Source organism: Salinicoccus luteus DSM 17002 (genome assembly GCF_000712035.1).
GTDB classification, from domain to species: Bacteria; Bacillota; Bacilli; order Staphylococcales; family Salinicoccaceae; genus Salinicoccus; species Salinicoccus luteus.
Window position 1 is genome coordinate 300,137 of record NZ_KL544008.1, and the last position, 26,417, is coordinate 326,553.

General features: G+C 53.3%; 27 protein-coding genes. 23 read left to right on the forward strand and 4 right to left on the reverse strand.

Annotated features, from left to right (window positions below):
* The first annotated feature begins 99 nt into the window (after nucleotides 1–99).
* From purE to purD, 11 genes are read left to right on the forward strand one after another with little or no spacing between them, the layout of a single operon-like run.
* Nucleotides 100–582, forward strand: a complete 483-nt coding sequence (gene purE / locus BO53_RS0111365; protein ID WP_031548289.1) for a 5-(carboxyamino)imidazole ribonucleotide mutase — start codon at nucleotides 100–102, stop codon at nucleotides 580–582.
* Nucleotides 512–1,690 (forward strand): 5-(carboxyamino)imidazole ribonucleotide synthase, encoded by a 1,179-nt coding sequence (purK, locus tag BO53_RS0111370; RefSeq protein ID WP_245608237.1) that lies wholly within the window; start codon nucleotides 512–514, stop codon nucleotides 1,688–1,690. The genes purE and purK overlap by 71 nt, the downstream gene beginning before the upstream one ends.
* Nucleotides 1,687–2,391, forward strand: a complete 705-nt coding sequence (gene purC, locus BO53_RS0111375) for a phosphoribosylaminoimidazolesuccinocarboxamide synthase (RefSeq protein WP_031548292.1) — start codon at nucleotides 1,687–1,689, stop codon at nucleotides 2,389–2,391. The genes purK and purC overlap by 4 nt, the downstream gene beginning before the upstream one ends.
* Nucleotides 2,391–2,648, forward strand: coding sequence for a phosphoribosylformylglycinamidine synthase subunit PurS (gene purS, locus BO53_RS0111380; RefSeq protein ID WP_031548294.1), 258 nt, complete (start codon nucleotides 2,391–2,393; stop codon nucleotides 2,646–2,648). Before purC ends, purS begins: the two co-directional genes overlap by 1 nt.
* The gene (gene purQ, locus BO53_RS0111385) at nucleotides 2,648–3,325 is read left to right on the forward strand and encodes a phosphoribosylformylglycinamidine synthase subunit PurQ (RefSeq protein WP_031548296.1); all 678 of its coding nucleotides are present in this window, start codon (nucleotides 2,648–2,650) and stop codon (nucleotides 3,323–3,325) included. Before purS ends, purQ begins: the two co-directional genes overlap by 1 nt.
* The gene (gene purL / locus BO53_RS0111390; protein WP_031548299.1) at nucleotides 3,309–5,486 is read left to right on the forward strand and encodes a phosphoribosylformylglycinamidine synthase subunit PurL; all 2,178 of its coding nucleotides are present in this window, start codon (nucleotides 3,309–3,311) and stop codon (nucleotides 5,484–5,486) included. The genes purQ and purL overlap by 17 nt, the downstream gene beginning before the upstream one ends.
* The gene (gene purF, locus BO53_RS0111395; protein ID WP_031548300.1) at nucleotides 5,465–6,883 is read left to right on the forward strand and encodes an amidophosphoribosyltransferase; all 1,419 of its coding nucleotides are present in this window, start codon (nucleotides 5,465–5,467) and stop codon (nucleotides 6,881–6,883) included. Before purL ends, purF begins: the two co-directional genes overlap by 22 nt.
* Before the next feature lies 1 nt (nucleotide 6,884).
* The gene (purM, locus tag BO53_RS0111400; protein WP_031548302.1) at nucleotides 6,885–7,907 is read left to right on the forward strand and encodes a phosphoribosylformylglycinamidine cyclo-ligase; all 1,023 of its coding nucleotides are present in this window, start codon (nucleotides 6,885–6,887) and stop codon (nucleotides 7,905–7,907) included.
* On the forward strand, nucleotides 7,897–8,484 hold the full coding sequence (gene purN / locus BO53_RS0111405) for a phosphoribosylglycinamide formyltransferase (RefSeq protein WP_031548304.1): 588 nt from the start codon (nucleotides 7,897–7,899) through the stop codon (nucleotides 8,482–8,484). Before purM ends, purN begins: the two co-directional genes overlap by 11 nt.
* On the forward strand, nucleotides 8,465–9,943 hold the full coding sequence (gene purH, locus BO53_RS0111410) for a bifunctional phosphoribosylaminoimidazolecarboxamide formyltransferase/IMP cyclohydrolase (RefSeq protein WP_031548306.1): 1,479 nt from the start codon (nucleotides 8,465–8,467) through the stop codon (nucleotides 9,941–9,943). Before purN ends, purH begins: the two co-directional genes overlap by 20 nt.
* 55 nt (nucleotides 9,944–9,998) lie before the next feature.
* A complete protein-coding gene (gene purD / locus BO53_RS0111415; RefSeq protein ID WP_031548308.1) occupies nucleotides 9,999–11,249 on the forward strand; it encodes a phosphoribosylamine--glycine ligase in 1,251 nt (416 codons plus the stop codon).
* A gap of 158 nt (nucleotides 11,250–11,407) precedes the next feature.
* Here the strand turns inward: purD and BO53_RS0111420 are convergent, their stop codons facing one another.
* A complete protein-coding gene (locus BO53_RS0111420; protein WP_031548310.1) occupies nucleotides 11,408–11,596 on the reverse strand; it encodes a hypothetical protein in 189 nt (62 codons plus the stop codon).
* Between the two features lie 190 nt (nucleotides 11,597–11,786).
* On the opposite strand from BO53_RS0111420, the gene auxA reads away from it, so the two are divergent.
* The 10 genes from auxA (at nucleotide 11,787) to BO53_RS0111470 (ending at nucleotide 22,444) form a co-directional block, all read left to right on the forward strand.
* A complete protein-coding gene (auxA, locus tag BO53_RS0111425; protein ID WP_031548312.1) occupies nucleotides 11,787–13,016 on the forward strand; it encodes a lipoteichoic acid stability factor AuxA in 1,230 nt (409 codons plus the stop codon).
* The gene (hutG, locus tag BO53_RS0111430; RefSeq protein WP_031548314.1) at nucleotides 13,013–13,915 is read left to right on the forward strand and encodes a formimidoylglutamase; all 903 of its coding nucleotides are present in this window, start codon (nucleotides 13,013–13,015) and stop codon (nucleotides 13,913–13,915) included. The genes auxA and hutG overlap by 4 nt, the downstream gene beginning before the upstream one ends.
* Complete coding sequence (locus BO53_RS0111435; RefSeq protein ID WP_031548316.1) at nucleotides 13,915–15,093, forward strand: class I SAM-dependent rRNA methyltransferase; 1,179 nt, start codon at nucleotides 13,915–13,917, stop codon at nucleotides 15,091–15,093. The genes hutG and BO53_RS0111435 overlap by 1 nt, the downstream gene beginning before the upstream one ends.
* A gap of 37 nt (nucleotides 15,094–15,130) precedes the next feature.
* A complete protein-coding gene (locus BO53_RS0111440; RefSeq protein ID WP_156956145.1) occupies nucleotides 15,131–15,637 on the forward strand; it encodes a hypothetical protein in 507 nt (168 codons plus the stop codon).
* Between the two features lie 227 nt (nucleotides 15,638–15,864).
* Nucleotides 15,865–16,131, forward strand: a complete 267-nt coding sequence (locus BO53_RS0111445) for a phosphocarrier protein HPr (protein ID WP_031548319.1) — start codon at nucleotides 15,865–15,867, stop codon at nucleotides 16,129–16,131.
* Complete coding sequence (gene ptsP, locus BO53_RS0111450) at nucleotides 16,131–17,858, forward strand: phosphoenolpyruvate--protein phosphotransferase (RefSeq protein WP_031548321.1); 1,728 nt, start codon at nucleotides 16,131–16,133, stop codon at nucleotides 17,856–17,858. Before BO53_RS0111445 ends, ptsP begins: the two co-directional genes overlap by 1 nt.
* A gap of 78 nt (nucleotides 17,859–17,936) precedes the next feature.
* A complete protein-coding gene (locus BO53_RS0111455) occupies nucleotides 17,937–19,232 on the forward strand; it encodes an MFS transporter (protein ID WP_031548323.1) in 1,296 nt (431 codons plus the stop codon).
* 150 nt (nucleotides 19,233–19,382) lie between these two features.
* Nucleotides 19,383–20,738, forward strand: coding sequence for a cytochrome ubiquinol oxidase subunit I (locus BO53_RS0111460; RefSeq protein ID WP_031548325.1), 1,356 nt, complete (start codon nucleotides 19,383–19,385; stop codon nucleotides 20,736–20,738).
* Nucleotides 20,735–21,760 carry a cytochrome d ubiquinol oxidase subunit II gene (locus BO53_RS0111465; RefSeq protein ID WP_031548327.1) on the forward strand — a complete coding sequence of 342 codons (1,026 nt, stop codon included), beginning with the start codon at nucleotides 20,735–20,737 and terminating at the stop codon, nucleotides 21,758–21,760. The genes BO53_RS0111460 and BO53_RS0111465 overlap by 4 nt, the downstream gene beginning before the upstream one ends.
* A gap of 24 nt (nucleotides 21,761–21,784) precedes the next feature.
* Nucleotides 21,785–22,444: a potassium channel family protein gene (locus BO53_RS0111470; protein WP_031548328.1), complete on the forward strand. Its 660-nt coding sequence runs from the start codon at nucleotides 21,785–21,787 to the stop codon at nucleotides 22,442–22,444.
* Nucleotides 22,445–22,483: 39 nt separating this feature from the next.
* On the opposite strand, the gene rnjA is transcribed toward BO53_RS0111470, so the two are convergent.
* Nucleotides 22,484–24,163, reverse strand: coding sequence for a ribonuclease J1 (gene rnjA / locus BO53_RS0111475; protein ID WP_031548329.1), 1,680 nt, complete (start codon nucleotides 24,161–24,163; stop codon nucleotides 22,484–22,486).
* A complete protein-coding gene (locus BO53_RS0111480; RefSeq protein ID WP_031548331.1) occupies nucleotides 24,163–24,378 on the reverse strand; it encodes a DNA-dependent RNA polymerase subunit epsilon in 216 nt (71 codons plus the stop codon). Before BO53_RS0111480 ends, rnjA begins: the two co-directional genes overlap by 1 nt.
* A gap of 280 nt (nucleotides 24,379–24,658) precedes the next feature.
* Between BO53_RS0111480 and BO53_RS0111485 the strand changes: the two genes are divergently transcribed.
* Entirely contained in the window at nucleotides 24,659–24,922 is a 264-nt protein-coding gene (locus BO53_RS0111485) for a hypothetical protein (RefSeq protein WP_031548333.1), read from the forward strand.
* A gap of 47 nt (nucleotides 24,923–24,969) precedes the next feature.
* On the opposite strand, the gene def is transcribed toward BO53_RS0111485, so the two are convergent.
* Nucleotides 24,970–25,521, reverse strand: a complete 552-nt coding sequence (gene def, locus BO53_RS0111490; RefSeq protein ID WP_031548335.1) for a peptide deformylase — start codon at nucleotides 25,519–25,521, stop codon at nucleotides 24,970–24,972.
* Between the two features lie 111 nt (nucleotides 25,522–25,632).
* On the opposite strand from def, the gene BO53_RS0111495 reads away from it, so the two are divergent.
* A complete protein-coding gene (locus BO53_RS0111495; protein WP_031548337.1) occupies nucleotides 25,633–26,259 on the forward strand; it encodes a YkyA family protein in 627 nt (208 codons plus the stop codon).
* Nucleotides 26,260–26,417: the final 158 nt, after the last annotated feature.

Below are 26,417 nucleotides of genomic sequence, written 5' to 3' on the forward strand. Positions count from 1 at the left end.
AAATAAATAAATGTTCGTTTTTTGGGTTGATTATCCACATCCATATTGTTAAGCTGAACTTGAGAAAAAAACATTGGACATAAGAGAGGGTATTTATTCATGACAGTTGGAATAATTATGGGCAGTTCTTCGGACTGGCCGACGATGAAGCATGCAGGCGACATGCTGGATACTTTTTCAATACCGTACGAAAAGAAAGTGGTAAGTGCCCATCGTACACCGGAAATGATGATGGACTATGCAAGAACAGCGAAATCGCGCGGCATCAAAGTGATCATTGCGGGCGCCGGCGGGGCAGCACACCTGCCGGGCATGGTGGCTTCGATGACGAACATCCCGGTCATCGGCGTGCCGATCGAATCGAAGGCGCTGCAGGGTCTGGATTCCCTGCTCTCCATCGTCCAGATGCCGGGCGGCATCCCGGTGGCGACGACGGCGATCGGCAAGGCGGGCAGCACGAATGCCGGCATACTGGCGGCACGGATGCTTGCAGTGGGCGAGCCGGAAATCTATGACAAACTCGAGGCGTACACGAAATCATTGGAGGAGAAAGTGGAGGCGATGCAGGATGAGCTCAATTAGTTTCGGAGGTACAATCGGAATCATCGGAGGCGGCCAGCTCGGCAAGATGCTCGCCCAGAGTGCACTCAGGATGGGGTACCGGGTGGCCATACTCGATCCGTCGGAGGATGCACCGGCAAGAGCGACGTGTCATACGTTCATCCACGCGCCCTTCAGTGATTTCGAGGCACTGAAACAACTGTGTGAACTATCCGATGTCGTCACTTATGAATTCGAGAACATCGATGCGCATATTCTTCGGACACTCGTCCATGACTATAACGTACCGCAGGGTGCGGAAACGGTGCTGACACTCCAGAACCGCGATCTCGAGAAGGCGGCGATACAGGCGGCGGGCGCCGACATCGTCCCGTATCAGAAAATAGAAGATGAGGAATCACTGGATGGATTCATCCAGGAGCACGGCCTGCCGGTCATCGTCAAGACGACGACGGGCGGCTATGACGGCAAGGGCCAGATGGTGATTGAGAACAGTTCGGACCTTGCAGAAGCATCCATCCCATTCTATGAAGCGGAATGGGTGGTGGAGAAATACCTCCGCCTCGAGCGCGAAGTCTCCCTGACGACAGCACGCAGCACAAGCGGTCAGATCATTCATTTCCCTCTACAGGAGAATCTCCACAAGAACCAGATCCTCTACCGCACGATTGCCCCCTCACGCCTTGACTACGAGGAGGAGGCGAAGCGTGCCGTCCGACAGATCATGGAAGCGATGCACTTCGTCGGCGTGTTCACAGTGGAATTCTTCATCGACCGGGACGGCCGGCTGTATGTCAATGAAATTGCTCCGAGGCCGCACAACTCGGCGCACCACACGATCGAGTCATGCAGCATCAGCCAGTTCGATGCCCATATCCTGGCGCTGCTCGACCACCCGATGCCGGAAGTCCGCCAGCATCAGCAGGCGATCATGATGAACCTGCTCGGTGATGACCTCGACCGTCTGGAGGACACACTGTTCAGCCAGCCGGACTGGCATGTGCATGTCTACGGCAAGACGGGCCGCAAACCCGCCCGCAAGATGGGACATGTGACACTGCTTACGGATGATGTCGGGACGACACTCGATCATCTGGAACAAAAATTTATCAGGGGAGTCGAAGCATAATGCTCTTATATGAAGGAAAAGCGAAACGGGTCTTCAAAACGGAGGCGGATGGCGTCTACCGCATCGAATACAAGGACGAAGTGACGGCAGGGAACGGGGAAAAGCACGATTTCCTTGAAGGAAAGGGACGGCTCAACAATCTGATTTCCGCCGACATCTTCGAATACATGGCTTCGAACGGCGTCGACTCGCACTTTGTGGAGCGCATCAGTGAGACGGAGCAGCTTGTACGCGCCGTCGACATCATCCCGCTCGAAGTGGTGGTCAGAAACTTTGCTGCGGGCAGCATCGTCAAGCGCCTTGGACTGGAATCCCACCAGCCGCTCGATCCGCCGCTCGTCGAGTTCTTCTACAAGAACGACGACCTCGGCGATCCGATCCTGACGGACGACCACGTGCTGATGCTCGGGCTTGCGACAACTGAGGAGATCAGGGCGCTTAAGACGGCCACCCTGAAGATAAACACCGTGCTCAGCCGGATGATGGCTGAGATGTCACTCTCCCTCATCGACTTCAAGATAGAGTTCGGCAAGGACCAGGATGGAAACATCGTCCTTGCAGATGAGATTTCACCGGATACATGCCGCATCGTCGATATGGAGACGAAGGAGAATTTCGACAAGGATGTATACCGCAACAGCACAGGGTCACTGCTCGATACGTACACCGCATTCTATAACAAGATGGAGGCCATTAGATAATGAAAAAGGTAGAACTGATCGTCACACTGAAACCACAGGTACTGGATACGCAAGGGGAGGCGCTGAACCGTGCTGTGCACGAGCTCGACCATGATGAAATCACCAACATCCGCGTCGGCAAGGTCCTTTATTTCGACATAGATGAAACGGATGATGCAAAGATCGACGACAGTGTGCGCCAGCTGTCCGAGAAGCTGTTCACGAATACGGTCATCGAAACATACACGTACAGGATCCTTGACGAGGTGTCCCAATAATGAAGTTTGCAGTCGTGAAATTTCCAGGGTCGAACTGTGACAGGGACATGCTGAATGCCGCCATCAAGGCAGGCGGCGAGGCGGAGTATGTCGACTACCGCGAAACCTCCCTCGAAGGATATGATGGCGTATTGATTCCGGGCGGCTTTTCATTCGGCGACTACTTGAGGAGCGGTGCGATGGCGAGTGTGGCACCGATCACCCGTGCCATAAAAGAGGCGGCGTCAGCAGGCAGGCCGGTGCTCGGCGTCTGCAACGGATTCCAGATACTGACTGAAATCGGCCTTCTGCCGGGTGCACTCATCTTCAATGATACACATACATTCATCTCCCGCAATGAAGTGCTGACGATCACGAACAATGAAACGGCGTTCACCAGCGGATACGAAAAGGGCGAATCCGTCGTCTTCCCGGTTGCACATGGCGAAGGGCACTACTACTGCGACGACGAGACATACGAAACACTTGCAGCGAACGACCGGATCGTGCTCACATACCATGACAATCCGAATGGTTCGCGGGCGGATATCGCCGGCATCGTCAACGAGGCGGGCAACGTCTTCGGCCTGATGCCGCACCCGGAGCGCGCCCTCGAGTCACTGCTCGGCAGCGACGACGGCATGAGACTTTTTGAAAAAATGAACGATTGGGAGGCAAACCATGATTACATTCACTGAACCGACTGAACAGGATATCCGGAATGAAAAACTGTATGCCGATATGGGGCTCACTGATGAGGAGTATGACAAGGTCATCGGAATCCTCGGCAGGGAACCGAACTATACGGAGACGGGCATCTTCTCCGTCATGTGGAGCGAGCACTGCTCATACAAGCATTCCAAACCCTTCCTGAAGCAGTTTCCGACGACGGGCGACCGTGTACTGATGGGACCCGGCGAAGGTGCCGGCGTCGTTGATATCGGCGACAACCAGGCGGTCGTGTTCAAAGTGGAATCCCATAACCACCCTTCGGCTGTAGAACCCTACCAGGGTGCGGCTACGGGTGTCGGCGGCATCATCCGCGACATCGTCTCCATCGGTGCGCGTCCGATCGGCCTCCTGAATTCGCTGCGCTTCGGCGAACTCTCCGAGCCGAACAACCGCCGCCTGCTGCGCGGCGTCGTTGCAGGCATCGGCGGCTACGGCAACTGCATCGGCATCCCGACGGTCTCGGGCGAAGTGGAATTCGACCCTTCCTATGACGGCAACCCGCTCGTCAACGCGATGTGCGTCGGTACGATCGACCATGACAAGATCCAGAAGGGCACTGCCAGGGGAATCGGCAACAAGGTCATCTACGTCGGCCTCAAGACGGGCCGCGACGGCATCCACGGGGCGACATTCGCCTCAGAGGAGCTGACGGACGAATCCGAATCGAAGCGGCCGTCGGTCCAGATCGGTGATCCGTTCACCGGCAAGAAGCTGATGGAGGCAACACTTGACGCCATCAGGCAGCCGGAACTCGTCGGCATCCAGGACATGGGTGCGGCGGGCCTCACATCCTCAAGCGCCGAAATGGCAGCGAAGGGCGAGTCCGGCATTGCGCTCCATCTCGATCAGGTGCCGGTCAGGGAGGACGGCATCACACCGTATGAAATGATGCTGTCGGAAACACAGGAGCGCATGCTGCTCGTCGTCGAAGCGGGATCCGAGGACAAGTTCCTAGACATGTTCGAAGGCTATGAACTCGATTCTGCAGTCATCGGTGAAGTGACCGATACCGACCGTCTGGAACTTTTCTTCCATGGTGAAAAATATGCGGACATCCCGGTACAGCCGCTGTCCGATGAAGCACCGGTCTACATCCTTGAAGGCGAGGCGCCGGCGCAGGACGAAACACCGTACAGCTACGCTGACCAGGATCTGAACAAAGTGTTCGATGCACTCATCGGCCATCCGACGCACGGATCGAAGCGCTATATATATGAACAGTACGACAACCAGGTCGGGGCGAACACCGTCCAGAAATCCGGCTTCGGTTCAGGTGTTGTAAGAGTGGAGGGCACGGACAAGGCGATTGCGATGGCAATCGACGGCAAGAGCCGCTATGTCTATGCCGATCCGTTGAACGGCGGCAAGGAGGCGGTCGCCCAGACCTTCCGCAGCATCATCTCGACCGGCGCACTGCCGCTTGCGATGACCGACTGCCTGAACTACGGCAGCCCGGAAAAGCCTGAAATCTACCACCAGCTTGAAGCATCCACGCGCGGCATGGCGGAAGCATGTGAAATGCTGTCGACGCCGGTCGTATCCGGGAACGTCAGCCTGTACAACGAATCGAAGGGCACCATCCTCCCGACGCCGGTCATCGGCATGGTCGGGCTGATCGAAGATGTCAACTTCATGGCCGGCGTAGAAATTTCAGCCGGTGACGCACTCTACCTCGTCGGTGAGACGACGAAATCATTCGCAGGCAGCCAGATTGAAAAGCTGATCGACAATGAGATCAGGAAGCAGGCGCGCCACATCGACCTGGAGCTCGAGTATGCACGCGGCATGGATCTGCGCGGACGCCTCATCGACGGTGAAGTGAAAAGAATCACGCCGGTCGGCCGCGGCGGCATCGCCATCAAACTGGCCCAGCTTTCAGCATTCCACCGTCTCGGCGTGGATGTGGAAGTCGACCTTGACGGGGAAGACCTTTTCGCAGAGAACGCTTCCCGCTACATTGTGATTGCACCCGCCGGCCTCGACATCAAGGACGGCACAGAAATCGGCAGACTGACGGACGAAGGATTCCATATCGGTACGCACGACCTGACCATCGACCGGAGCATTGACGCGATTTCAAATACTTGGGAGGGGGCAATCCCGCAATGTATGACATCCACGGACTGAATGAAGAATGCGGCGTATTCGGCGTATTCAACCACCCGCACGCCAGCGAATTGACATACATGGCACTCCACAGCCTGCAGCACCGGGGCCAGGAGGGTGCAGGCATCGTCTGCTCGAACGGGGAATACCTCTTCGGCGCACGCGGCATGGGACTTCTGACGGAAGCACTGTCGCAGGAGCAGCTGATGTCGCTTGAAACGTTTCCGCACGCCATCGGCCATGTCCGCTATGCAACGACGGGCGGCAGCGAGATATCGAATGTCCAGCCGTTCCTGTTCAAGAGCCACAAGGGCGATCTCGGCCTTGCCCACAACGGCAACCTCGTCAACGCCATCAGTGTGCGTGAGGCACTCGAGGACGACGGGGCGATCTTCCAGACGTCCTCCGATTCCGAAGTGCTGGCACACCTGATCCGCAAAAACAAGAGCCCGGACAGGAAGCAGCGCATCAAGACGGCGTTGCGCCAGCTGAAGGGTGCGTTTGCCTTCGTCATCCTGGATGAGGATTCACTGACGATTGCGCTCGATGACCATGGTGTGCGTCCGCTCATGCTCGGCATGGTGGACGGGGCATACTGTGTGGCGAGTGAAACATGTGCGTTCACGGCCATTGGTGCCGAATACATCCGGGATATCGAGCCGGGTGAACTGATCACCCTGAGTGACAAGGGCATCGAATTCGACTACTACACGGATACACGCCACCCCAACATGTGCTCGATGGAATACATCTATTTTGCACGTGCAGATTCCGAATTCCGCAACACTTCAACATATACTATACGGAAATCACTCGGGCGTGAACTCGCCCGTGAGATGGATGTCAGCGCGGACATCGTCATCGGTGTGCCGGATTCGAGCCTGGCAGCGGCAAAAGGGTTTTCTGAAGCCTCCGGCATCCCGCAGGAGCAGGGGCTCCTCAAGAACCGCTACGTCGGCCGGACGTTCATTTCAAAAGGGCAGGAAGCCCGCGAACGGGCGGTACGCATGAAGCTCTCCCCGGTACGGGACGTCGTGGAGGGCAAGAGCGTCATCGTCATCGACGACTCCATCGTACGGGGAACGACGAGCCGGTTCATCGTCAAGGCACTGAAGAAGGCGGGAGCAAGGGAAGTGCACATGGGTGTCTCCTCCCCGCCGCTCAAGAATCCATGCTTCTACGGCATCGATGTATCGACGCATGCAGAAATCATCGCATCACAGAAATCAACCGAGGAGATCCGGGACGAGATCGGTGCCGATTCTCTGACATACCTGTCGGTCGATGCGATGCATGATGTATACTATTCCTATGGCTCAAAAGGCCAGTGCGACGCCTGCTTCACAGGCAATTATCCTATTGATATTATCGACCGTCTCCTGCCTCAGGAGAAGGATCTGAAGACGAAAGGGGTCTGACATGTCAGAACAGTATAGAGATGCCGGCGTGGACATCACGGCCGGATACCAGGCAGTCAACCAGATCAAATCCCATGTCAAACGCACGATGCGGAAGGAGGTCATCGGCGGGCTCGGCGGCTTCGGTGCCGCTTTCGACCTGTCCAGCCTGAACATGGAATCGCCCGTCCTCGTTTCCGGAACGGACGGGGTCGGCACGAAGCTCAAGCTTGCAATCGATCATGACCGGCACAACACCATTGGGGTGGATGCCGTGGCGATGTGCGTCAACGACATTCTGACGACAGGCGCAGAGCCGCTCTATTTCCTCGACTATATTGCCGTCAACAAAGTGGTGCCGACGCATATCGAGCAGATCGTAGAAGGTGTTTCAGCAGGCTGCCAGGCGGCGGGCTGCGCGCTGATCGGCGGGGAGACTGCCGAGATGGGCGATATGTATGGCGAAGGTGAATATGATATCGCAGGATTCAGCGTCGGTGCGGTCGAGAAGACGAAATACATCGACGGCTCGAATGCAAAGCCGGGTGACCAGATCATCGGCCTCCCTTCAAGCGGCATCCATTCCAACGGCTACAGCCTTGTCAGGAAATGGCTGCGGGACTATTCGGTGGATGTCGAAGACACATTGGACGGCACACCGATCATCGACCTGCTGCTTGAGCCGACACGCATCTATGTGAAAAGTGTGCTTGCTGTATTGGAACAGGTCGAGGTGAAGGCGATGAGCCATATTACGGGCGGCGGATTCATCGAAAACATACCGCGTGCCTTCCCTGAAGATGCGGGAATCGACATCGACGCCTCGAAAATTGCAGTGCCTAAAATCATCGACTGGCTCATCACGCTTGGGGAAATGGACAGGAAAGAAGCGTATAATGTGTTTAACATGGGTATTGGATTCATACTCTGTGTCGACCGTGAAGAAGCCGACCGTACGCTCGGGATCCTGGAAGCCGCCGGTGAGGCGCCCGTTGTGATCGGGGAAGTGACCGAAGGGAGCGGCCTGACGATCCATGGCTACTAGGGTTGCGGTCCTCGCTTCCGGAGGAGGCACGAACTTTGAAAACCTTGCACACCGTGCCGGGGACATCGGCATGGAGATCGCCGTCTTGATCACCGACAACAAGGATGCGTTTGCCGTCACCCGCGCGGAACGGCTGGGCATCCCCTGCGTGGTCCATGCACGGGGGGATCATCCGTCGAAAGCGGCGCATGAATCGGCCATCATGAAGACACTCGGGGCATACGACATTTCTTATATACTGCTCGCCGGATACATGCGGATCCTGTCGGCCCCCTTCATTGAGCGGTTCGAACGCCGTATCATCAATGTCCATCCTTCCCTGCTGCCGAGCTTCAAGGGCAGGGACGGCATCCGAGATGCCTATGAATACGGTGTGAAGGTGACCGGTGTGACCGTACACTTCGTCGATGCCGGCATCGACACGGGGGAGATCATCGACCAGATGCCGGTGATGATCGAAGCGGGGGACACGCTTGAAGCGGTCGCACGCAAAATCCATGAGACGGAGTATGCACTCTATCCAAAAGCCATCAAAAAAGTTCTAAAGGAGAGAGACGATGAAGAAAGCACTCATTAGCGTTTCCGATAAGAGGGGACTCGAACCATTCGTGCGCGGTCTTGCGCGCAATGACTATGAAATCTATTCCACAGGGGGCACACTGAAGGAGATAGAATCCTTCGGAGTCCCGGTCGAGAACGTCAGCACGCTGACAGGCTTCGAAGAAATACTGGACGGACGTGTGAAGACGCTCCATCCGGCCGTCCATGGAGGAATACTTGCAGACCGCGACAACAAGTCGCACATGGCGGCACTCGAATCGGAGGGCATTGCACCGATCGATCTGGTGGCGGTGAACCTCTATCCGTTCAAGGAGACGGTGGCGCAGGCGGATGTGACTGAACATGACGCGGTCGAGAACATCGACATCGGTGGACCGACCATGCTGCGTGCCGCTGCCAAGAACTTCAAGCATGTCACAACGGTCGTATCCCCCGAGGACTACGGGGAGATCATCCAGCGCATCGAATCGGATACGCTCGATGAGGCATACCGCCGTTCCCTGATGATTAAAGTGTTCCGTCATACGAACGACTACGACCAGGCGATCGTCAACCATTTCAGCCAGGCGGAAGAGACGCTGCGCTATGGCGAGAATCCGCACCAGTCGGCCCGTCTTGTCAGGACGACGGAGGACCGGAATACAATCCTCAATGCCGATGTGCTCCATGGCAAGGCGCTGTCCTACAACAACCTGCGTGATGCCGATGCCGCGTTCCAGCTGGCCAAGAAGTTCACGATGCCGGTGGCGGTCGCCGTCAAGCACATGAACCCTTGCGGTGTAGGCACTGGCGAAACGATTGCGGAAGCATTCAGGAACGCCCATGAAGCGGACAGCCAGTCGATTTTCGGCGGCATCGTTGCGCTCAACAAGACGGTCGACCGGGAGACGGCGGAACAGCTCCATTCCATCTTCCTTGAAGTCATCATTGCGCCGAATTTCGATGAGGCGGCACTTGAAGTGCTCACCCAGAAGAAGAACGTCAGGCTGCTCGAGGCCGACTTCCGTGAGGATGAGCATGCAGAGGAGTTCGTCAGCGTGTCCGGCGGCTATCTCGTCCAGTCCCAGGATACGGGTGCACTCCAGGAGGACGAAATCAAGGTGGTTACGGAAAACAAGCCGACGCGTGAACAGATGACGGCGATGGCACTGGCCTGGGAAGTTTCCAAGCATGTCAAAAGTAATGCGATTGTCCTTGCGAATGAGAAGCAGACCGTCGGCATCGGTGCCGGACAGATGAACCGTGTCGGTGCGCTCAAAATCGCCATCGACCGGGCACTTGAACTCGGTGACAATGTCGTGATGGCAAGTGACGGCTTCTTCCCGATGCCGGATACTGTCGAACTGGCGCATGAGCATGGCATCCGCTCGGTCATCCAGCCGGGCGGCTCCAAACGCGACCAGGAATCCATCGATTTCTGCAACGCGCATGACATGGCGATGGTCTTCACTGGTATGAGGCATTTCAAGCATTGATCAATGGATACAGCCGGATGCGTCCGGCTCTTTTATTATCGAAAGGAGCAGTTTTATGAATGTTGCTGTAATCGGTGGCGGTGGAAGGGAACATGCACTCGCAAGGAAGCTCGCCGCATCCAGTCGCGTGGAGAAGGTCTTTGCCATGCCGGGGAACGATGGCATGCGTGATGTGGCGGAAGTGCGTCCGGAGATCGGGGAGACTGATTTCCAGGCGATGGCGGACCTGTGCGCAGAAAACGCGGTGGAGTGGGTCATCGTCGGTCCGGAAGCGCCGCTTAACGAAGGTGTAGCGGACTTTTTGGAAGGGAAGGGCATCAAAGTGTTCGGGCCGAGGAAGGCGGAATCGAAGATCGAGTCCTCCAAGGCATTCGCAAAGGACATCATGGAACGGTACGGCATCCCGACGGCGAAATACCAATCCTTCACGGACTACGACGCCGCCTATAAATACATAGAATCGGTGGGAGCACCGATTGTCCTCAAAAAGGACGGGCTTGCTGCCGGCAAGGGGGTCGTCGTCGCGACGGATATGGACGAGGCATTGGCGGGACTTGATGCACTGATGGAAGATTCCGATGCGCCGGTCGTCATCGAGGAGTTCCTGGAAGGGGAGGAATTCTCCCTGATGGTGCTCGTCAATGGGGAATATACACACGCCTTCGAGATCATCGCCCAGGATCATAAGCGTGCATTCGATGGTGATGAAGGACCGAACACCGGCGGCATGGGCGCCTACGCACCGGTCGAACATATTGAGGCATCCGTCAGGGAGGCGGCGGTGGAACAGATTGTAAAGCCGATGGCACACGCAATGATCTCAGAAGGCCTCGACTACTTCGGCGTCCTCTACCTCGGGGCCATCGTGACCGAAGATGGCGTCAAGGTCATTGAATTCAATGCCCGCTTCGGCGATCCCGAAGCGCAGATTCTGCTCTCGCTGATGGAGGACGACTTCATCGATGTACTTGAAAAGGTGGCGCAGAAGGAATCCTTCGAACTGACCTTCTCACCCGGGTATCAGGTGGGCGTTATGCTCGCAAGTGCCGGCTATCCCCTGACCTACAAAAAGGGGTACGCCGTCGACTTTGATGATGTGCGCGACGCGTGCCATGTCAGCGGCCTGAAGCAGGAAGACGGCAGGTGGGTCACAAACGGCGGCCGGGTACTGCTCGTCACCGGTGGAGGGGCCACGATTGAAGCGGCGGTCGACGCAGCATATGCCAATGTCGACAAGGTAACATTCAATGAGGGGACGCTGTTCCTGAGGCGGGACATCGCCCAGAGGGCTTTAAGGCATGAATGATTGGAGGCCGGTTCTCCCTCAAGGCATCTGACGCGTGCAATTGAGTCTCCAGCTGCCGTTGACGAAAGCTGCGGGCGGCAAAGTACTCCAAAGCAATGAAAACCCACATAAAAAAGGCGTCGCCAGAACACCGTCCGTGTAATGGCAACGCCTTTTTGCTATTCAAATGAATCTTGAATCTCTTCTTCTGTCCTCTCGGAACCGGATTCGTCCCTTTCAAGGTCTTTTCCCTTATCGACTGTCCTGTCCGCTTCAGTATCCATCTCTTCTGATGGATTTTCCTTGGTGCGTGCTTCCTGTGCTGCATCTTCGATTTCGGATTTCTTATCTTTATCTTTAAAGTCCATTTGAAATCACTCCTAATATTACTGTTTTGATATCATATATATTTATTACTTATCTGCTGTTAATTGGAGTATACCCATGCTTTCGGATCCTTAAACAAAACTTTAAATATTTCTTTTCGGGTGATGGTCCAATCAATGCATTTGGAGAGGAATTCCTCTATAATGGGAAGGGATATTGAGGTGAAATGAAATGAAGTGGTTGAAGCAACAAAGTGAAGTGATCATAAGCATCCTTCTTGGAGTGTTCTTTGTCATCCTGGGCCTGTTCATACTGTTCAATACGGGCAGGATCCGGGGCAATGGCGAAGGTGACGGCACGCCACAAATAGATACATTTTTTGACCTGTTCAATGCTTTTTTTGTTGAGGTCCTCAACATATTGGGCATGGTCATCGGAGGGTTCCCGATCATTGCGGGCATACTGTCCATCCTGTTCGGCCTTGGAATGTTCAAGGTCGCCCAGCTCATCCGCAGGACGACGGAATATGATACGGAACTGTCATTCTTCTTCATCGGGCTCTCGTTCCTCCTGTTCCTGATGACGACACTGCTGATGTTTCAGGTATACGGCTGGTTTGCACTCCTGTTCCTGCTCGCATTCATCGTCCATATGCTCTACAACATCTTCAACGAGTATCTGGACCCGCGGCACCGCAAGGAACACTACATGGTCATCCTGTTCTTCTATGGCCTGGCCTATTTCTTTACGCAGACTGCAGTGTATTCGAACATCAATGCGACGCTGTCCCCGACGGACGTCCTGTCCATCAATATGTTCTTCGGCATCCTCTGGGTGCTGTCGCTCATGGCCCTCTGGGTCGGCGTCTTCCTGTCGAAGTCGAAGAATCTGCTCAAAAAGCCGAAGCAGGGCGACCGGGCGACACTCTCGCGCAAGAATAAAAGGCGCAGGCTGCATCCGGACGAATATCTCGGATTTTCAAAGCAGCTGTATGATATGCGGAACGGTCTGCTCCGAAGAGTGAAGACGTTCATGGAAATCGACTTTCCATCCTGGCTGAAGCTGAACTATATCGAGCTGCTGCTCGGGGCACTTGTGCTGATCTTCATCCTGATTGAATTCAACAATCGGCATGGGGTGTTTACTGAAGGGTATTTCCGAATATCCGACATGCAGTATATATATGAATGGGTCAATCTGTTCATCGCACTCGCATTGGCAGTGGCCTACCTGTTCACGACGTTCTTCAACATGACACAGGGCAAGTACTACCACCGTCAGATGATCGTCATCACGGCGCTGTGGCTGAAGGTCACGGTAAGCCTGTTCATCACCCTGTTCAGGGACGTGGAACTGTCCCTGTTCATACTGCCATTCAACATTCTGCTTGTCCTGCTGACGACGCCGCTGCTGATCATAAGCATATTCAAGGAATTCCATAATGGGGGGCATAGGAAATGAAGCATATTGAACACCACACCTTTACAGGAAGAGTAGACGACCCGGAAGTCAGGGAGCGCATGCATCAGGTCATCGGCCAATGGAGTGGGGAGGCGCCTGCAGGGGTCCCGGTATTCATCGGCTTCCGATCCGATGAAGGGGTGCGGCGCAACAAAGGGCGTGCGGGTGCTTTCGACGGACCGGTGAAGGTGCGCCAGAAACTCGCTTCCCTGCCCTATACGGAACCGGTGTACGACTATGGCAGCGTTGTGGGGGATGAGGACCTCGAAGCGTCGCAGGAAGCTTTGGGTGAATGTGTCGGCGAGGTGCTCGCCCGGAACCAGTTCCCGCTCATCATCGGCGGTGGCCACGAAACACTCTACGGGCACTATCTCGGCATCCGGAAGGCCTATCCGGACAAGCGTGTTGCGGTGGTGAACTTCGATGCCCATTTCGATCTCAGGAATGAACGCCCATCTTCCGGGACGATGTTCCACCAGATCCTCTCCGAGGACCGGAACATCGACTATCATGTACTGGGGATCCAGCCATCCGGCAACACGAAGACCCTTTTTGACACTGCGGATGAATTCGGGGTGCATTACGCGCTGATGGACGATGTGAGGCGGACGGATGTCTACCAGCGGACACTCTCCAGGCTGGAGGCGTACGATGTGGTATTCGGCACACTCTGCATGGACTCGGTGCAGCAGAGCGTGGCCCCGGGTACGAGCATGCCTGCCCAGAACGGCTATACGGCCGAGGAAATTCATGGTATGGTAGCACAACTTGCCAAGCTTTCCAATCTTGTAAGCTTCGACATCAGCGAAGTGGCCCCGGCCCTTGATGTCGATGACCGGACGAGCAGTCTGGCCGCAAGCCTATTCCACAGCTTCATGATAGAAAGGGAGACATTCTGATGAATACGATACAGCTGAAAAAAGGACAGGAACGGGCCTATTTCAATGGGCAGCTGAATATAGACAGGGAGGACCTGAGCGATGATACATTCCTGAAGGATGGTGAAATCGTCAGGCTCGAAGACACCTACGGCAGGCTGATGGGCATTGCCATGATCAGCTTCGAACAGAAGGCGCAGGGCTGGGTGCTCACGCGTGATGAGCGGGAAGTGATAGATGACGCATTCATCGAAACACGGATCAGGACGGCGCTGGAAAAACGCACACCCCTCTACAATCAGGAGGATACGACGGCATTCCGCCTGTTCAATGAGATCGGGGATGGCATCGGTGGATTCACCGTCGACAATTATGACAACCATCTGCTCATCACATTCTATTCCCGCGGCATCTATAAGATACGCGACCTGATCATCAAGACATTGATGGTGGAACTGAAACCGGACTCCATTACGGAACAGACCCGCTTCAGCGACCAGGGCAAGATGACGATAAACAACCGCCGGATAATGGGGAATGTGGAATTCCCCATTACGGTACGTGAATCCGGGCTGATATACAGCGTACACCTTGATGAAGGTCCGATGACGAGACTGTTCCTGGATCAGCGTGAAACACGCAAGACACTGATGCAGAATACGGCCAACGCGAAATCCTTCCTCAATCTGTTCAGCTACAGCGGCACGTTTTCCATCGCAGCCAGGGAAGGCGGCATGATGACGACAAGTGTCGACCTGGCGAAGCGGAGCCGGGAACTGATTACAGAAAACTTCAATGCCAACAATATGTCGCTTGACGGACAGAGCATCTATATAATGGAAGCTTTCGAATACTTGAAATATGCAGCGAGGAACCGCCAGAGGTTCGATGCGATACTGATCGATCCGCCGAGCTTCTCGCGCTTCGGCAAGAAAGTGTTCAAGGTCGAGCGCGATTTCCCGAAACTCATTGTGGAGGCGCTCAAAGTGCTTAGACCCGGAGGCCGGCTGATACTCAGCCAGAACCTCGAGTCCTTTACATTGAATCAGTTCAAACGGCAGATAGACCGGACACTGACACAGGCCGGGTACTCCTATACGCTTGTAGACGTCAAGGGACTGCCGAAGGATTTTCCGACGGTGAAGGGGTATAAGCACGGCAAGTACCTCAAAGTGGTCACGGTTGAGATCAGCAAGTAGCGTGGTCCCTGGATGAAGTGGTTACGGGTGGACGGAAATGGGTATATTCAAAACGACAACCATCAAAATAAAGTGCAAAGGAGTTTTGAATATGAGTGCCCAAACGCTCACTGACCAGCAGATAGAGGAGAAAGAACAGGAAGCCCGTGAAATGGTCCATCAGAAATCACTCTATTCCTCAATCGCGGCCGCCCTTCCGATTCCATTGCTCGATGTCGGTACGGATATGAAGCTGATGAAGGATATCAAGCAGGAGGCCGAGGAGATTTTCGGATTCGACCACAATGAGGTGAACGAACTCTCAGACGACCTGATGAACCGTGCTGCCGTAATGGCGACAAGTATAGGAAGTGAATTCATAGGCAGCCAGACCACCAAGATACTGCTGAAGCGGGTCACGAAAAATTCCAAGATGACGAGATTCGGACTCATACCGATCGTCAGCAAGGTCCTTGGTGCAGCAATCAGCTATAAGATGATGCAGAAGCTTGGCAACGACTATGTAGATAAATGCGTGGAAATTGCCAGGAAACAGACGGTCTGATGACTGGAAAATCCGCCTTTAAAAAATTTTTAAAGGTGGATTTTTATTTTCCAAAATATTTTCCAAGCAGATGTATTATTTTTGACCCATGTGGGACAAAAAGTGAAAAGTTTATGCTTATATCGTTTGTGGTATATTAGAATATCCCTATCATACGTGGTACAATGAAGCTAACCATGTATGTCTATCATGTAAACTTATAACGCATTCTAAAGGAGACTAACGCAATGGAACAAAAATCTTATCTGATTACAGACGAAACAGGAATCCACGCAAGACCAGCTACAATTCTGGTGCAGACAGCATCCAAATTCGATTCCGATATCCAACTGGAATACAACAGCAAGAAAGTGAACCTGAAATCCATCATGGGCGTCATGTCACTCGGTGTCGGCAAAGATTCTGAAGTATCAGTCTATGCAGAAGGTAAAGATGAAACTGAGGCCATTGAAGCGATTACTGAGACCCTTTCAAAAGAAGGACTGACCGACTGATGTCAAACATCCTGAAAGGAATTGGTGCGAGTGACGGTGTAGCAATTGCACCGGTATACTCCCTGGAAGAGCCGGACCTGTCATTTGACAGCAAGCAGATTGAACCCGGTGAGGAAGATGCCGAGGTTGAACGCTTCAAGGCTGCTTTCAACCAATCCAAAGTAGAAATCACCAGAATCAGAAACCATGCGGAGGAGTCGGTAGGGCCGGAGCATGCCGCGATATTCGATGCACACCTGCTTGTGCTGGATGATCCGGAGTTCCTCGGACCGATCGAGGCCCATATCCGCAATGACCAGAAGAGTGCGCCTCAGGCACTTCTGGAAACTAGGGACCAGTTCGTCGCCATTTTCGAGAATATGGACAATGAATACATGAAGGAACGTGCTGCAGACATCAAGGACGTATCAAAGCGTGTCCTCGCTCATATGCTCGGGAAGGAACTTCCGGACCCAAGCAAGATCGACACACCGGTCGTCATCGTCGCAGAGGACCTGACGCCTTCCGATACAGCACAGCTGGATAAGAACTTCGTCAAAGGTTTTGTGACGAATGTGGGCGGGCGGACATCCCACTCGGCCATCATGTCCCGTTCCCTGGAAATTCCGGCAGTCGTTGGTACGAAGGAGATAACGGCTATTGCGAAAGTCGGCGATGACATCATCGTAGACGGCAGTGCAGGGGAAGTCATCGTCAATCCGACTGAAGAGGAAGTGCTCGTCTACAAGGACAAGGAGGCGCGCGTCCAGGAAGAGAAGGTCGAGCTTCAGAAACTTGTCGATGAACCATCTGAAACGATGGACGGCATTACAGTGGAACTGGCTGCGAACATCGGCACACCGGACGATCTGGAAGGCGTCAAATCGAACGGCGCCGAAGGCATCGGGCTCTACCGTACAGAGTTCCTCTATATGGGCAGGAATGAACTGCCGACTGAAGAGGAGCAGTACGAAGCCTACAAGAAGGTGCTCGAGGACATGGATGGCAAGCCGGTCGTCGTCCGCACACTGGATGTCGGAGGCGACAAGGAACTGCCTTATCTGGATCTCCCTCAGGAGATGAACCCGTTCCTTGGCCACCGGGCCGTGCGCATGACGCTCGATAACCCGGAACTCTTCAGGACACAGTTGCGTGCACTGCTCCGTGCGAGCCAGCACGGCAATCTGAAGATCATGTTCCCGATGATTGCGACCATAGATGAATTCAATCGTGCGAAGGCACTGCTGATTGAAGAGAAGGACAAGCTTGTCGACGAAGGGGAGAAGATCAAAGAGGATATCGAAGTGGGTATCATGGTCGAAATTCCTTCGGCAGCAATCATTGCCGACCAGTTTGCGAAAGTCGTCGACTTCTTCTCAATCGGAACGAACGACCTGATCCAGTATACGATGGCTGCCGACCGGATGAACGAATCCGTAAGCTATCTGTACCAGCCGCACCATCCTGCGCTTCTGAGACTCATCAAGATGGTGATCGATGCCGCGCATAAGGAAGGCAAATGGGCAGGCATGTGTGGAGAGATGGCCGGTGACGAACAGGCCGTGCCACTGCTTCTTGGACTTGGACTTGATGAGTTCTCCATGAGTGCATCTTCAGTGCTGAAGGCGCGCAAGCAGATCTCCCAGCTGAAGAAGACGGATATGGAACGTCTGGCTGAAGCGGCAGTCGAATGCAAGGACTCTGAAGAAGTGCTTGCACTTGTTGAGGAATACACAGAAAGAATATAAATTTTTTAGCACGCATGGAGCGATTCATGCGTGCTTTTTGCTGTTATAATGGCAGAAAAGAGCTGAGGAGGTCCCCTGATGAAGGAAACAGTGCGTCGACCGATGGAACTTTATCTCACGCTGCCGATTCTCGCTTTCGCCCTCTATGATTTTGCCAATACCATCTTCAGTGCCAATATCGTTACGCTGTTCTTTCCACAGTATGTCACTGAAACGGTGGGGACGAATCCCCGTCTGGAACAAATCGCCTCCACGGTCATCGCCTATGCGAATGCTGTGGCAGCGATACTGCTGATTGCTTTTGCTCCGCTGTATGGTGTGACGATGGACCGGACGGGCAGGCGCAAGAGGTATGTCATCCTGTTTACGCTGCTGTGCATCACCGCTGCAGTTGGAATGGGGATTTTTGGCGGCATGGATACGGGCGAGTGGTTCGGACTCCCCAATGGATTCGTGCTGGCCATCCTGTTTTTTGTCATCGCAAAATTTGCATTCAATTCAGGCAACGTGTTCTATGATGCGATGCTTTCGGGCCTCGGCAACAAAAAGGAGATTCCGCTGATTTCCGGCTATGGAGTGGCACTCGGCTATCTGGGCACTCTATTCGGCATATTCTCAGTCCTCCTGATCATTGGGGACAGGGCGGTGCACCACACGTTCTGGCTGTCCGGAATACTGTTCCTGATCTTTGCACTGCCGCTTTTCTTCATCAACAGGGACCCGCCTGCAGAACAGAAGCCGAAACAGCCATTTCTGAAAGGATACAGGGATGTCTACGGAACGTTCATCCAGGCAAGGGAATATCCATCCATATTCTATTTCATGATTGCCTATTTCTTCGTCAACGATGCACTGGCGACAGCCATTGCCATGATGCAGCCCTATGCGACGACGGTCGTCGGTTTCGAACCGGGCACATTCCTCATCATATTCATGGTGGCGACACTGTTCAGCATCATCGGTGCAATCGTCTTCAGCTTCATCAATAGGGCGGTCGGATCGAAACGGACGTTTCTGATCATTGCCATGCTGTTGGCGCTTGCGGTCGCAGTCGCCGCCATTCCGCTGCCCATGTGGACCTTCTGGATTGCCGCTTCCCTCTTCGGCATTGCGATGGGATCGACATGGGTGGTGAGCCGGACAATGATCATCGAACTCTCCCCGGCAGGAAAAGAGGGGCAGTTCTTCGGACTGTTCGCCTTCAGTGCAAAGATGAGTGCAGTCGTGGGTCCTTTCATCTACGGTTCGATTACACTGCTGCTGGCGGATTATGGGGTTGTGGCATCGCGCATGGCAATCACCAGCCTCATCGTCATGATAGTGATCGGGCTCCTGTTCCACCTCAAGGTCAGGGAGGGTGAATCCCCGGTTTAAATAATTGTAATTTGGGGCATGATAGGATAGAATAATAAATTGAGAATGATAATTATTTCACAAAATTGTCATGAATATATCACGATTCTGAATATCATATATGAGAGGGCCATCTTATGATTCAGGATACATTAATTAAGAGGTGATTGAATGGATGACGTAATCATTGGTCGTGTACTGACCGCATCCACGCTGGGATTCCATATCATTTTTGCGACGATTGGTGTCGGCATGCCGATTGTTTTCATGGTGCTGGAATTCCTGGGAATATGGAAGAAGGATGACAAGTACCTGACCATGGCAAGAAGGATAGCGAAGGGCTATACGGTGACCGTTGCCGTCGGCGTTGTCACCGGGACCATCATCGGTCTCCAGCTGTCATTGATATGGCCCGAGTTCATGAGGCTCGGCGGTCAGATCATCGCCCTGCCGCTGTTCATGGAGACTTTCGCATTTTTCTTTGAGGCGATTTTCCTGGGTATATTCCTGTATACATGGGACCGTTTCAGGAACCCATGGCATCACTGGCTGCTCAATATACCGATCGTCATCGGATCGACCCTGTCCGCCGTATTCATCACTACGGTGAACTCGTTCATGAATACCCCTGCGGGATTCGATCTGGTGGATGGTGCACTGGTCAATGTGGACCCGCTTGCAGCAATGTTCAACCCATCAGTCTGGGTACGTGTCTTCCACGTCGTGGCCACGGCCTATATGACGGCAGTGTTCATCATCGCTTCCATCGGGGCGTTCAAGCTGCTCCGCTCCAAATTCGAGGAAGACCGGGAATACCATAAGAAGGGCCTTAAGGTCATGATGGTACTCGGTCTGCTCATGGCCTTCATGACAGTGCTCGCCGGTGACTTCTCTGCCAAATTCCTGCATGAACATCAGCCGGAGAAGCTGGCAGCGATGGAATGGCATTTTGAAACCGAGGACAATGCGGACCTCATCCTTTTCGGGGTACTCGATGAAGAGACTGAGGACATCAATTATGCAATCAGAATCCCGAGTGTGCTCAGCTTCCTTGCCGGCAACTCGTTCGATACTGAAGTGACCGGCCTGAACGATATTCCTGAGGATGAACATCCGCCGCTGATCATCCACTACTTCTTCGACATGATGGTATTCTTCGGCATGTATGCCCTGACGGTTTCCATCATCTACTTCATTGCGAAGTTTTCGAAGTTCGATGAACACCACCCGGCGCTCCTGTACGCCTATGTACTGACCGGACCGTTGTCCATGGCAGCGATAGAATCCGGCTGGTTCCTGGCGGAAATGGGCCGTCAGCCATGGATTCTCCGCGGATACATGAGAGTCTCCGAGGCGGTGACGCATGCAGACGGACTCGGCATCACACTCATCGCCTTCGTCCTGCTCTATGTCGTGCTTGGTGCGACATGCGTCTATGTACTGCTCAAGATGTTCCAGGGCAAGAGTGCCGATACGGAACGGCTTGAAATGTACGGTGAAGACTACAAAGGAGGTCGGTTGCCATGAATTATGAAATCATCGGAGTGACCGTGCTGTGGACATTCCTCTACGGCTATATCATCGTGGCATCGATTGACTTCGGTGCGGGCTTCTTCAACTTCTATTCGAAGCTGACTGGAGACGACAATGTCATCAGTCCGATCATCCAGCGCTATCTGAATCCGGTCTGGGAAGTGACGAATGTCTTCTTCGTCTTCTTCTTCGTAGGAATCGTCGGATTCTATCCGGATACGGCCTACTATTATGGAACGGCCCTCCTGATTCCGGCAAGCATCGCGCTGATACTGCTCGCCATACGCGGAAGCTACTATGCATTCAACTCCTACAACAAGGAACCGAAGCTCTCCTGGACCTTCCTCTACGGTGTGACGGGCCTCCTCATACCTGCCTCCCTGTCCATGGCACTCGTCATATCGGAAGGCGGCTACATCGTTGAAGAAGAGGGAGGTATCCAGCTGCAGCTGGAGGAACTGCTGTTCAGCACATATGGCTGGTCGGTCGTGTTCCTGGCCATCATCACCGTCCTCTATGTATCCAGCGGCTTCCTGACTTTCTATGCGGCACGCGCACAGGATACGCAGGCGCTCGAACTGGTGCGCAGATGGTTCCTCATCTGGACGCTGCCGATGCTGTTCATTTCGCAGTTCGTCTTCCTGGGGCTGCGGGAGCACAACTATGAACACTTCCTGCGCGCCCAGGACTACTGGTATCTGTTCGGCCTGAGTCTTGCATCCATGGGCGTTGCCGTCTTCCTGATCCTTAGGAGGCGCGCCTTCGGCCTTGCATTCATCATGATCATGATGCAGTTCGCCTTTGCATTCTATGGATACGGCATCAGCAAGCTGCCCTACATCCTGTATCCGTATGTGGAGATCAACACGGCGGTTGTGAACGAGAGCATGGCTTTCAGTTTGACAGTGGCCTTCATTTTAGGTTTACTATTATTGGTGCCAAGTCTCGTCCTTCTCATGAGACTGTTCCTGTTCGACAAGGATTATGTACGGGGAAAGGGCAACAGCAAGTACTAACATTGAGGATGGACAGGTGATAAGATGAATAAAGATTATGCAGTCATCGGGCTCGGACGGTTCGGGGGGAGCATCGTCCGTGAACTGAGGGTGCTGGAGATGGATGTCCTGGCGGTGGATGTGGATGAGAACCGCGTCAATGAATTCATAGACATCGCAACACAGGCAGTGATCGGGGATACGACTGATGAAACGGTGCTGAAGGACCTCGGCCTTGGCAACTTCGACAATGTCATCGTCGCAATCGGCGATAACATCCAGTCGAGCATACTGACGACACTGCTGCTGAAGGACCTCGGCGTCAAGAAGGTCAGCGTAAAGGCGCAGAACGACTACCATGCGCGGGTGCTTGAAAAGATCGGTGCCGACCTCGTCATCCACCCGGAGCGGGATATGGGGCGCAGAATCGCCCATAAGCTTGCTTCAAGTTCTGTGCTCGATTATCTTGAACTGTCGGATGAACACTCGATTGTCGAAATCATGGCAGAGGAGAAACTTGCCAACCAATCGCTACTCGATCTCGACATACGGGCAGAATATGGCGTCAGCGTCATTGCGATCAAGCGGGGCGAGGATATCATCGTCAGCCCCGATCCGACAGTCAATATCCAGAAAGAGGATATCCTCATCATGATCGGCAACGATGACGACCTGACCCGTTTTGAAAAATCATTGACCCGATAGAGACAAAAAAGAACATCCGGCAGCGCCGGATGTTCTTTTTTATTTCTGCTGATCGACTCTCATGATCGTCGGTAGGATCATTGGTTTCCTGTGTGTCTTGCGGTAGAGATGGTTGCTCAGCTCTTCGATGATGAGTTGCTTTACATGGTACCACTCGACATTTTCCTTTGTATTCAGAAGGTTGATGACATCGCCCTTGATCTTCTTCTCCGCACTGCGGATGAGGCCGTAGGATTCACGCATGTATACGAAACCGCGTGAGATGATGTCCGGTCCGCTGAGCAGCGTCTTCGTCTCGAAGTCGATGGATACGACGACGATGGCCAGGCCTTCTTCCGAAAGGTCCTTCCTGTCACGGAGGACGATGTTGCCGATGTCCCCGATGCCGATGCCGTCGACGAAGACGGTGCCGGCAGGCACCCGGTGGCTGTGCCTTGCGCTGTCACGCTTGAGTGCGAGCACATCACCGATCTCCATAAGGAAGATGTTATCCGGATCCATTCCCGTATTCACTGCCAGCTCCTTATGGAGATGCAGCATGCGGTACTCGCCGTGGATCGGCATGAAGTATTTCGGGCGCATCAGGCGGAGCATCAGTTTCTGTTCCTCCTGGGAGCCGTGTCCGGATGTGTGTATGTTGGACAGCTTGCCATGGATCACATCTGCACCGGCTTTGTACAATGCATTGATCGTCCGGTTGATGCTGAGCGTATTGCCCGGAATCGGCGAGGAGCTGAAGACGACGGTGTCATCCGGTATGATGCTAATCTGGCGGTGGGTGCCGTTGGCGATCCTTGAGAGTGCAGCCATCGGCTCACCCTGGGAGCCGGTACACAGCATCATGACTTTGTGCTTCTCGATGCTGTTGATCATCTTCGGCTCGATGAACGTTTCAGGTGGTGCTTTGATATAGCCGAGCTCAAGACCGATTTTGATGTTGTTCTCCATACTGCGGCCGAATATGCAGATTTTGCGGTCGAGCTTTATCGCCGCATCGATCGCCTGCTGGACACGGTAGATGTTGGAAGCGAATGTGGCAAAGATGATCCGCCCGGTGCATTTCCTGAATATGTCCTCGACATTCTGGCCAACTTCCTTTTCGCTGATTGTGAAGTTCGGTACTGTCGCATTCGTCGAATCCGACAGGAGGCAGAGTACGCCTTCTTCCCCGAGCGCCGCCATCTTGGCGATGTTTGCAGGTTCACCGACCGGTGTGAAGTCGAATTTGAAGTCGCCCGTATGGACGATGTTGCCTTCCGGCGTCCGGACGATTACACCATACGCCTCAGGAATGGAGTGCGTCGTCAGATAGAACTCGATGGTCATGTGCTTGAACTTGAGCACAGTGTCCTCCTTGATCGGATTGAGTTCTGCAGTGCGCAGGAGATGGTGCTCCTCAAGCTTGTTGCGGATGAGTCCGAGTGCAAGCGGTCCGGAATAGATGGGCACATTGATCTCCTTCAGCAGGAAGGGAATGCCACCGATGTGGTCCTCATGGCCATGGGTGATGATCAGCGCACTGATGCGCTCCTTGTTTTCCTTGAGATATGTGTAGTCGGGAATGACATAGTCGATTCCGAGCTGTTCATCATCCGGAAACTTGATGCCTGCGTCGATCATTATGATTTCGTCTTTATATTCGATACAGTAGGTGTTTTTGCCGATTTCCCCGAGTCCCCCGAGGGCAAAAACGCCTACTTCACCTTTTTCAAGTCCCATCAGGCGTTTTCAACCTTGAAATCTTCGTTATGCTCTTTTTCGTATTCCAGGTGTGAGGGACTCAGTTCCTGTACGAATTCGATATTGTAGGGTGAATCGCTTAGAATCTTGCGGACTTCCGTTTCGGATTCCGCTTCGAAATAGCGTGTGAGGGTATCCTCACGGATGATGCGGCTATCCAGGGCTTCCTGGAAAAAAACTTTGAATACTGCCATTTTGTATATTCTCCTTTAGCTAGTTATGTGCATGATTTACGGTTCGTTGAAGACGTGCGCTGTAAGAAGCGGCACAGGAAAGAGGGTGGGTCAGTCCCTCTTCATAAATTCGTTGTTCAGCAACCCTTTTCTACCGAGAATGCGTCCAAGCCTCTGCTTCAGCCTTTTTCTCAACCGTTTGAGCAAGAAGACCACATCCCTTTATCAGCTTAAGTTTATTTTACATTATAGACGGGGGACATGCAAAGACTTTATAATGGTGGGGAATGGAGGGATTGGGATGAAGGAGAAGCGTATACTGGAAGGGGTGCTCCTTGAGAGGGAGCGCCAGGATCGGAATATGATCATGCTGGAATTCAACATCCGTACGGACATGGTGGTCATGAACTATATCTATGACGGCCATGATGCCGGCGGTGATGTGCACAAGAAGCGCCATGACCATGATCCGGAAATCATGGATCATGAAACGTTCGAAGCACTGAAGGGAAAACTGTACGAAAACAATGTACCATTCAAAGAGAGGCGGGATGCGTTCATCTGAATGATTCCTGCATAAAAAAGAAGCGGCTCAATCGAGCCGCTTCATGTCTATTCCACCGGAGTGGCCCCGGCCTTCGGTTCCATCGGCATCTCCTCATCGATGCGGTCATAGAACATGATGCCATCGAGGTGGTCGAGTTCATGCTGCAGCACGACCGCAAGCATGCCCGTGGCCTTCACCTCGATCGGCTCGCCGTGGATGTCTGTTGCAGTGACCTTGATCCGCTGGTACCGGTGCACGAGACCCGGTATCTCCTCATCGACACTGAGGCAGCCTTCGCCGCCCGGGAGGTATGTTTCACTCACAGAGTGGCTTTTCACCTTCGGGTTGATCAGCATGTAGTCATGGATGACCTCCCCCTCATCGCCCTCGATGTAGATGGCGAGCATGCGCTTGTCGAGTCCGACCTGGGGTGCAGCGAGTCCGACGCCGGGGCGCAGGTCATATTTTTCAGCGATTTCCGCATTCTGTGAATTGACGAGATACTCCCTCATCTCCTTGAGCTGGGAGACCGTCTCTTCATCTATGTCTTCCACTTCCGCGACTTTTGTCCGGAGCATCGGATCCGGGTCGCGTACGATATCTTTCATTGTCAACAAAATAAACCCTCCTGTTTTATCTATACTATTATTTATTATACTATAATACTCAGGGGAACGTGGGATTCTCAAATATATTATACTTAAAAATCGATTATCGGAGGTAAGGAAATGAAGAAACTGATAGGGAGCCTGATTATTTTTTCAGTAGTGCTTGCGGGGTGCTCCTCGGATGAGGACGAACTGCTGGATTTCTATAATGCGTTTCAAGAGACTGTTGAGGTGGAAAAGGAGATAGAGAATGTAACAGCAGAATTTGACGAGCTGGAAACTGAAAAAGCGGAACTCCAGCAATCCCTCGAATCCGCCACAAGGGAAGAGCTGACTGAAATCAGCGGCCAGCTGGTGGAGAATGCAGATGCCAGAATCGCCAAACTCGATGAGGAAGTAGCCATCATGGGCGAAAGCAGGAGCCGCATGGAAGCGTCAAAGCAGTATGTCAGCGAAATCTCGAATGAGTCCAACCAAGAGAAGGCACAGTCATTGGTGGATGCGATGGATGAGAGGTATCTTGCACATGGGGATATGATTGGCAGCTATAAGACCGTACTGGAAAGCGAAAAGAGCATTTTCGAATACCTCGGCGAAGAGGACTTGTCCCAGGATGAGGTCGATGAGCGGCTGAACAATCTGGATGAAGAGTACCAGCAGGTGCAGGAGGATGCACAGACTTTCAGCGAGCAGACCGAGAATGTGAACCAGATCAAGCAGGAGATAGAATCACTGATTGAAGGTTAAGTGATGGAAGCGCTGTATTATATAACAGATAATACTGTTTTGGTACAGAAAACATTGATTTAAAAGGGTTTCTGAGCTGCTGTTACAGTGCGATTTTATTTACTATTATAACAGCTTATGGTAAGATAACTGATGATAAATGAAAATTTGAAAGGTAT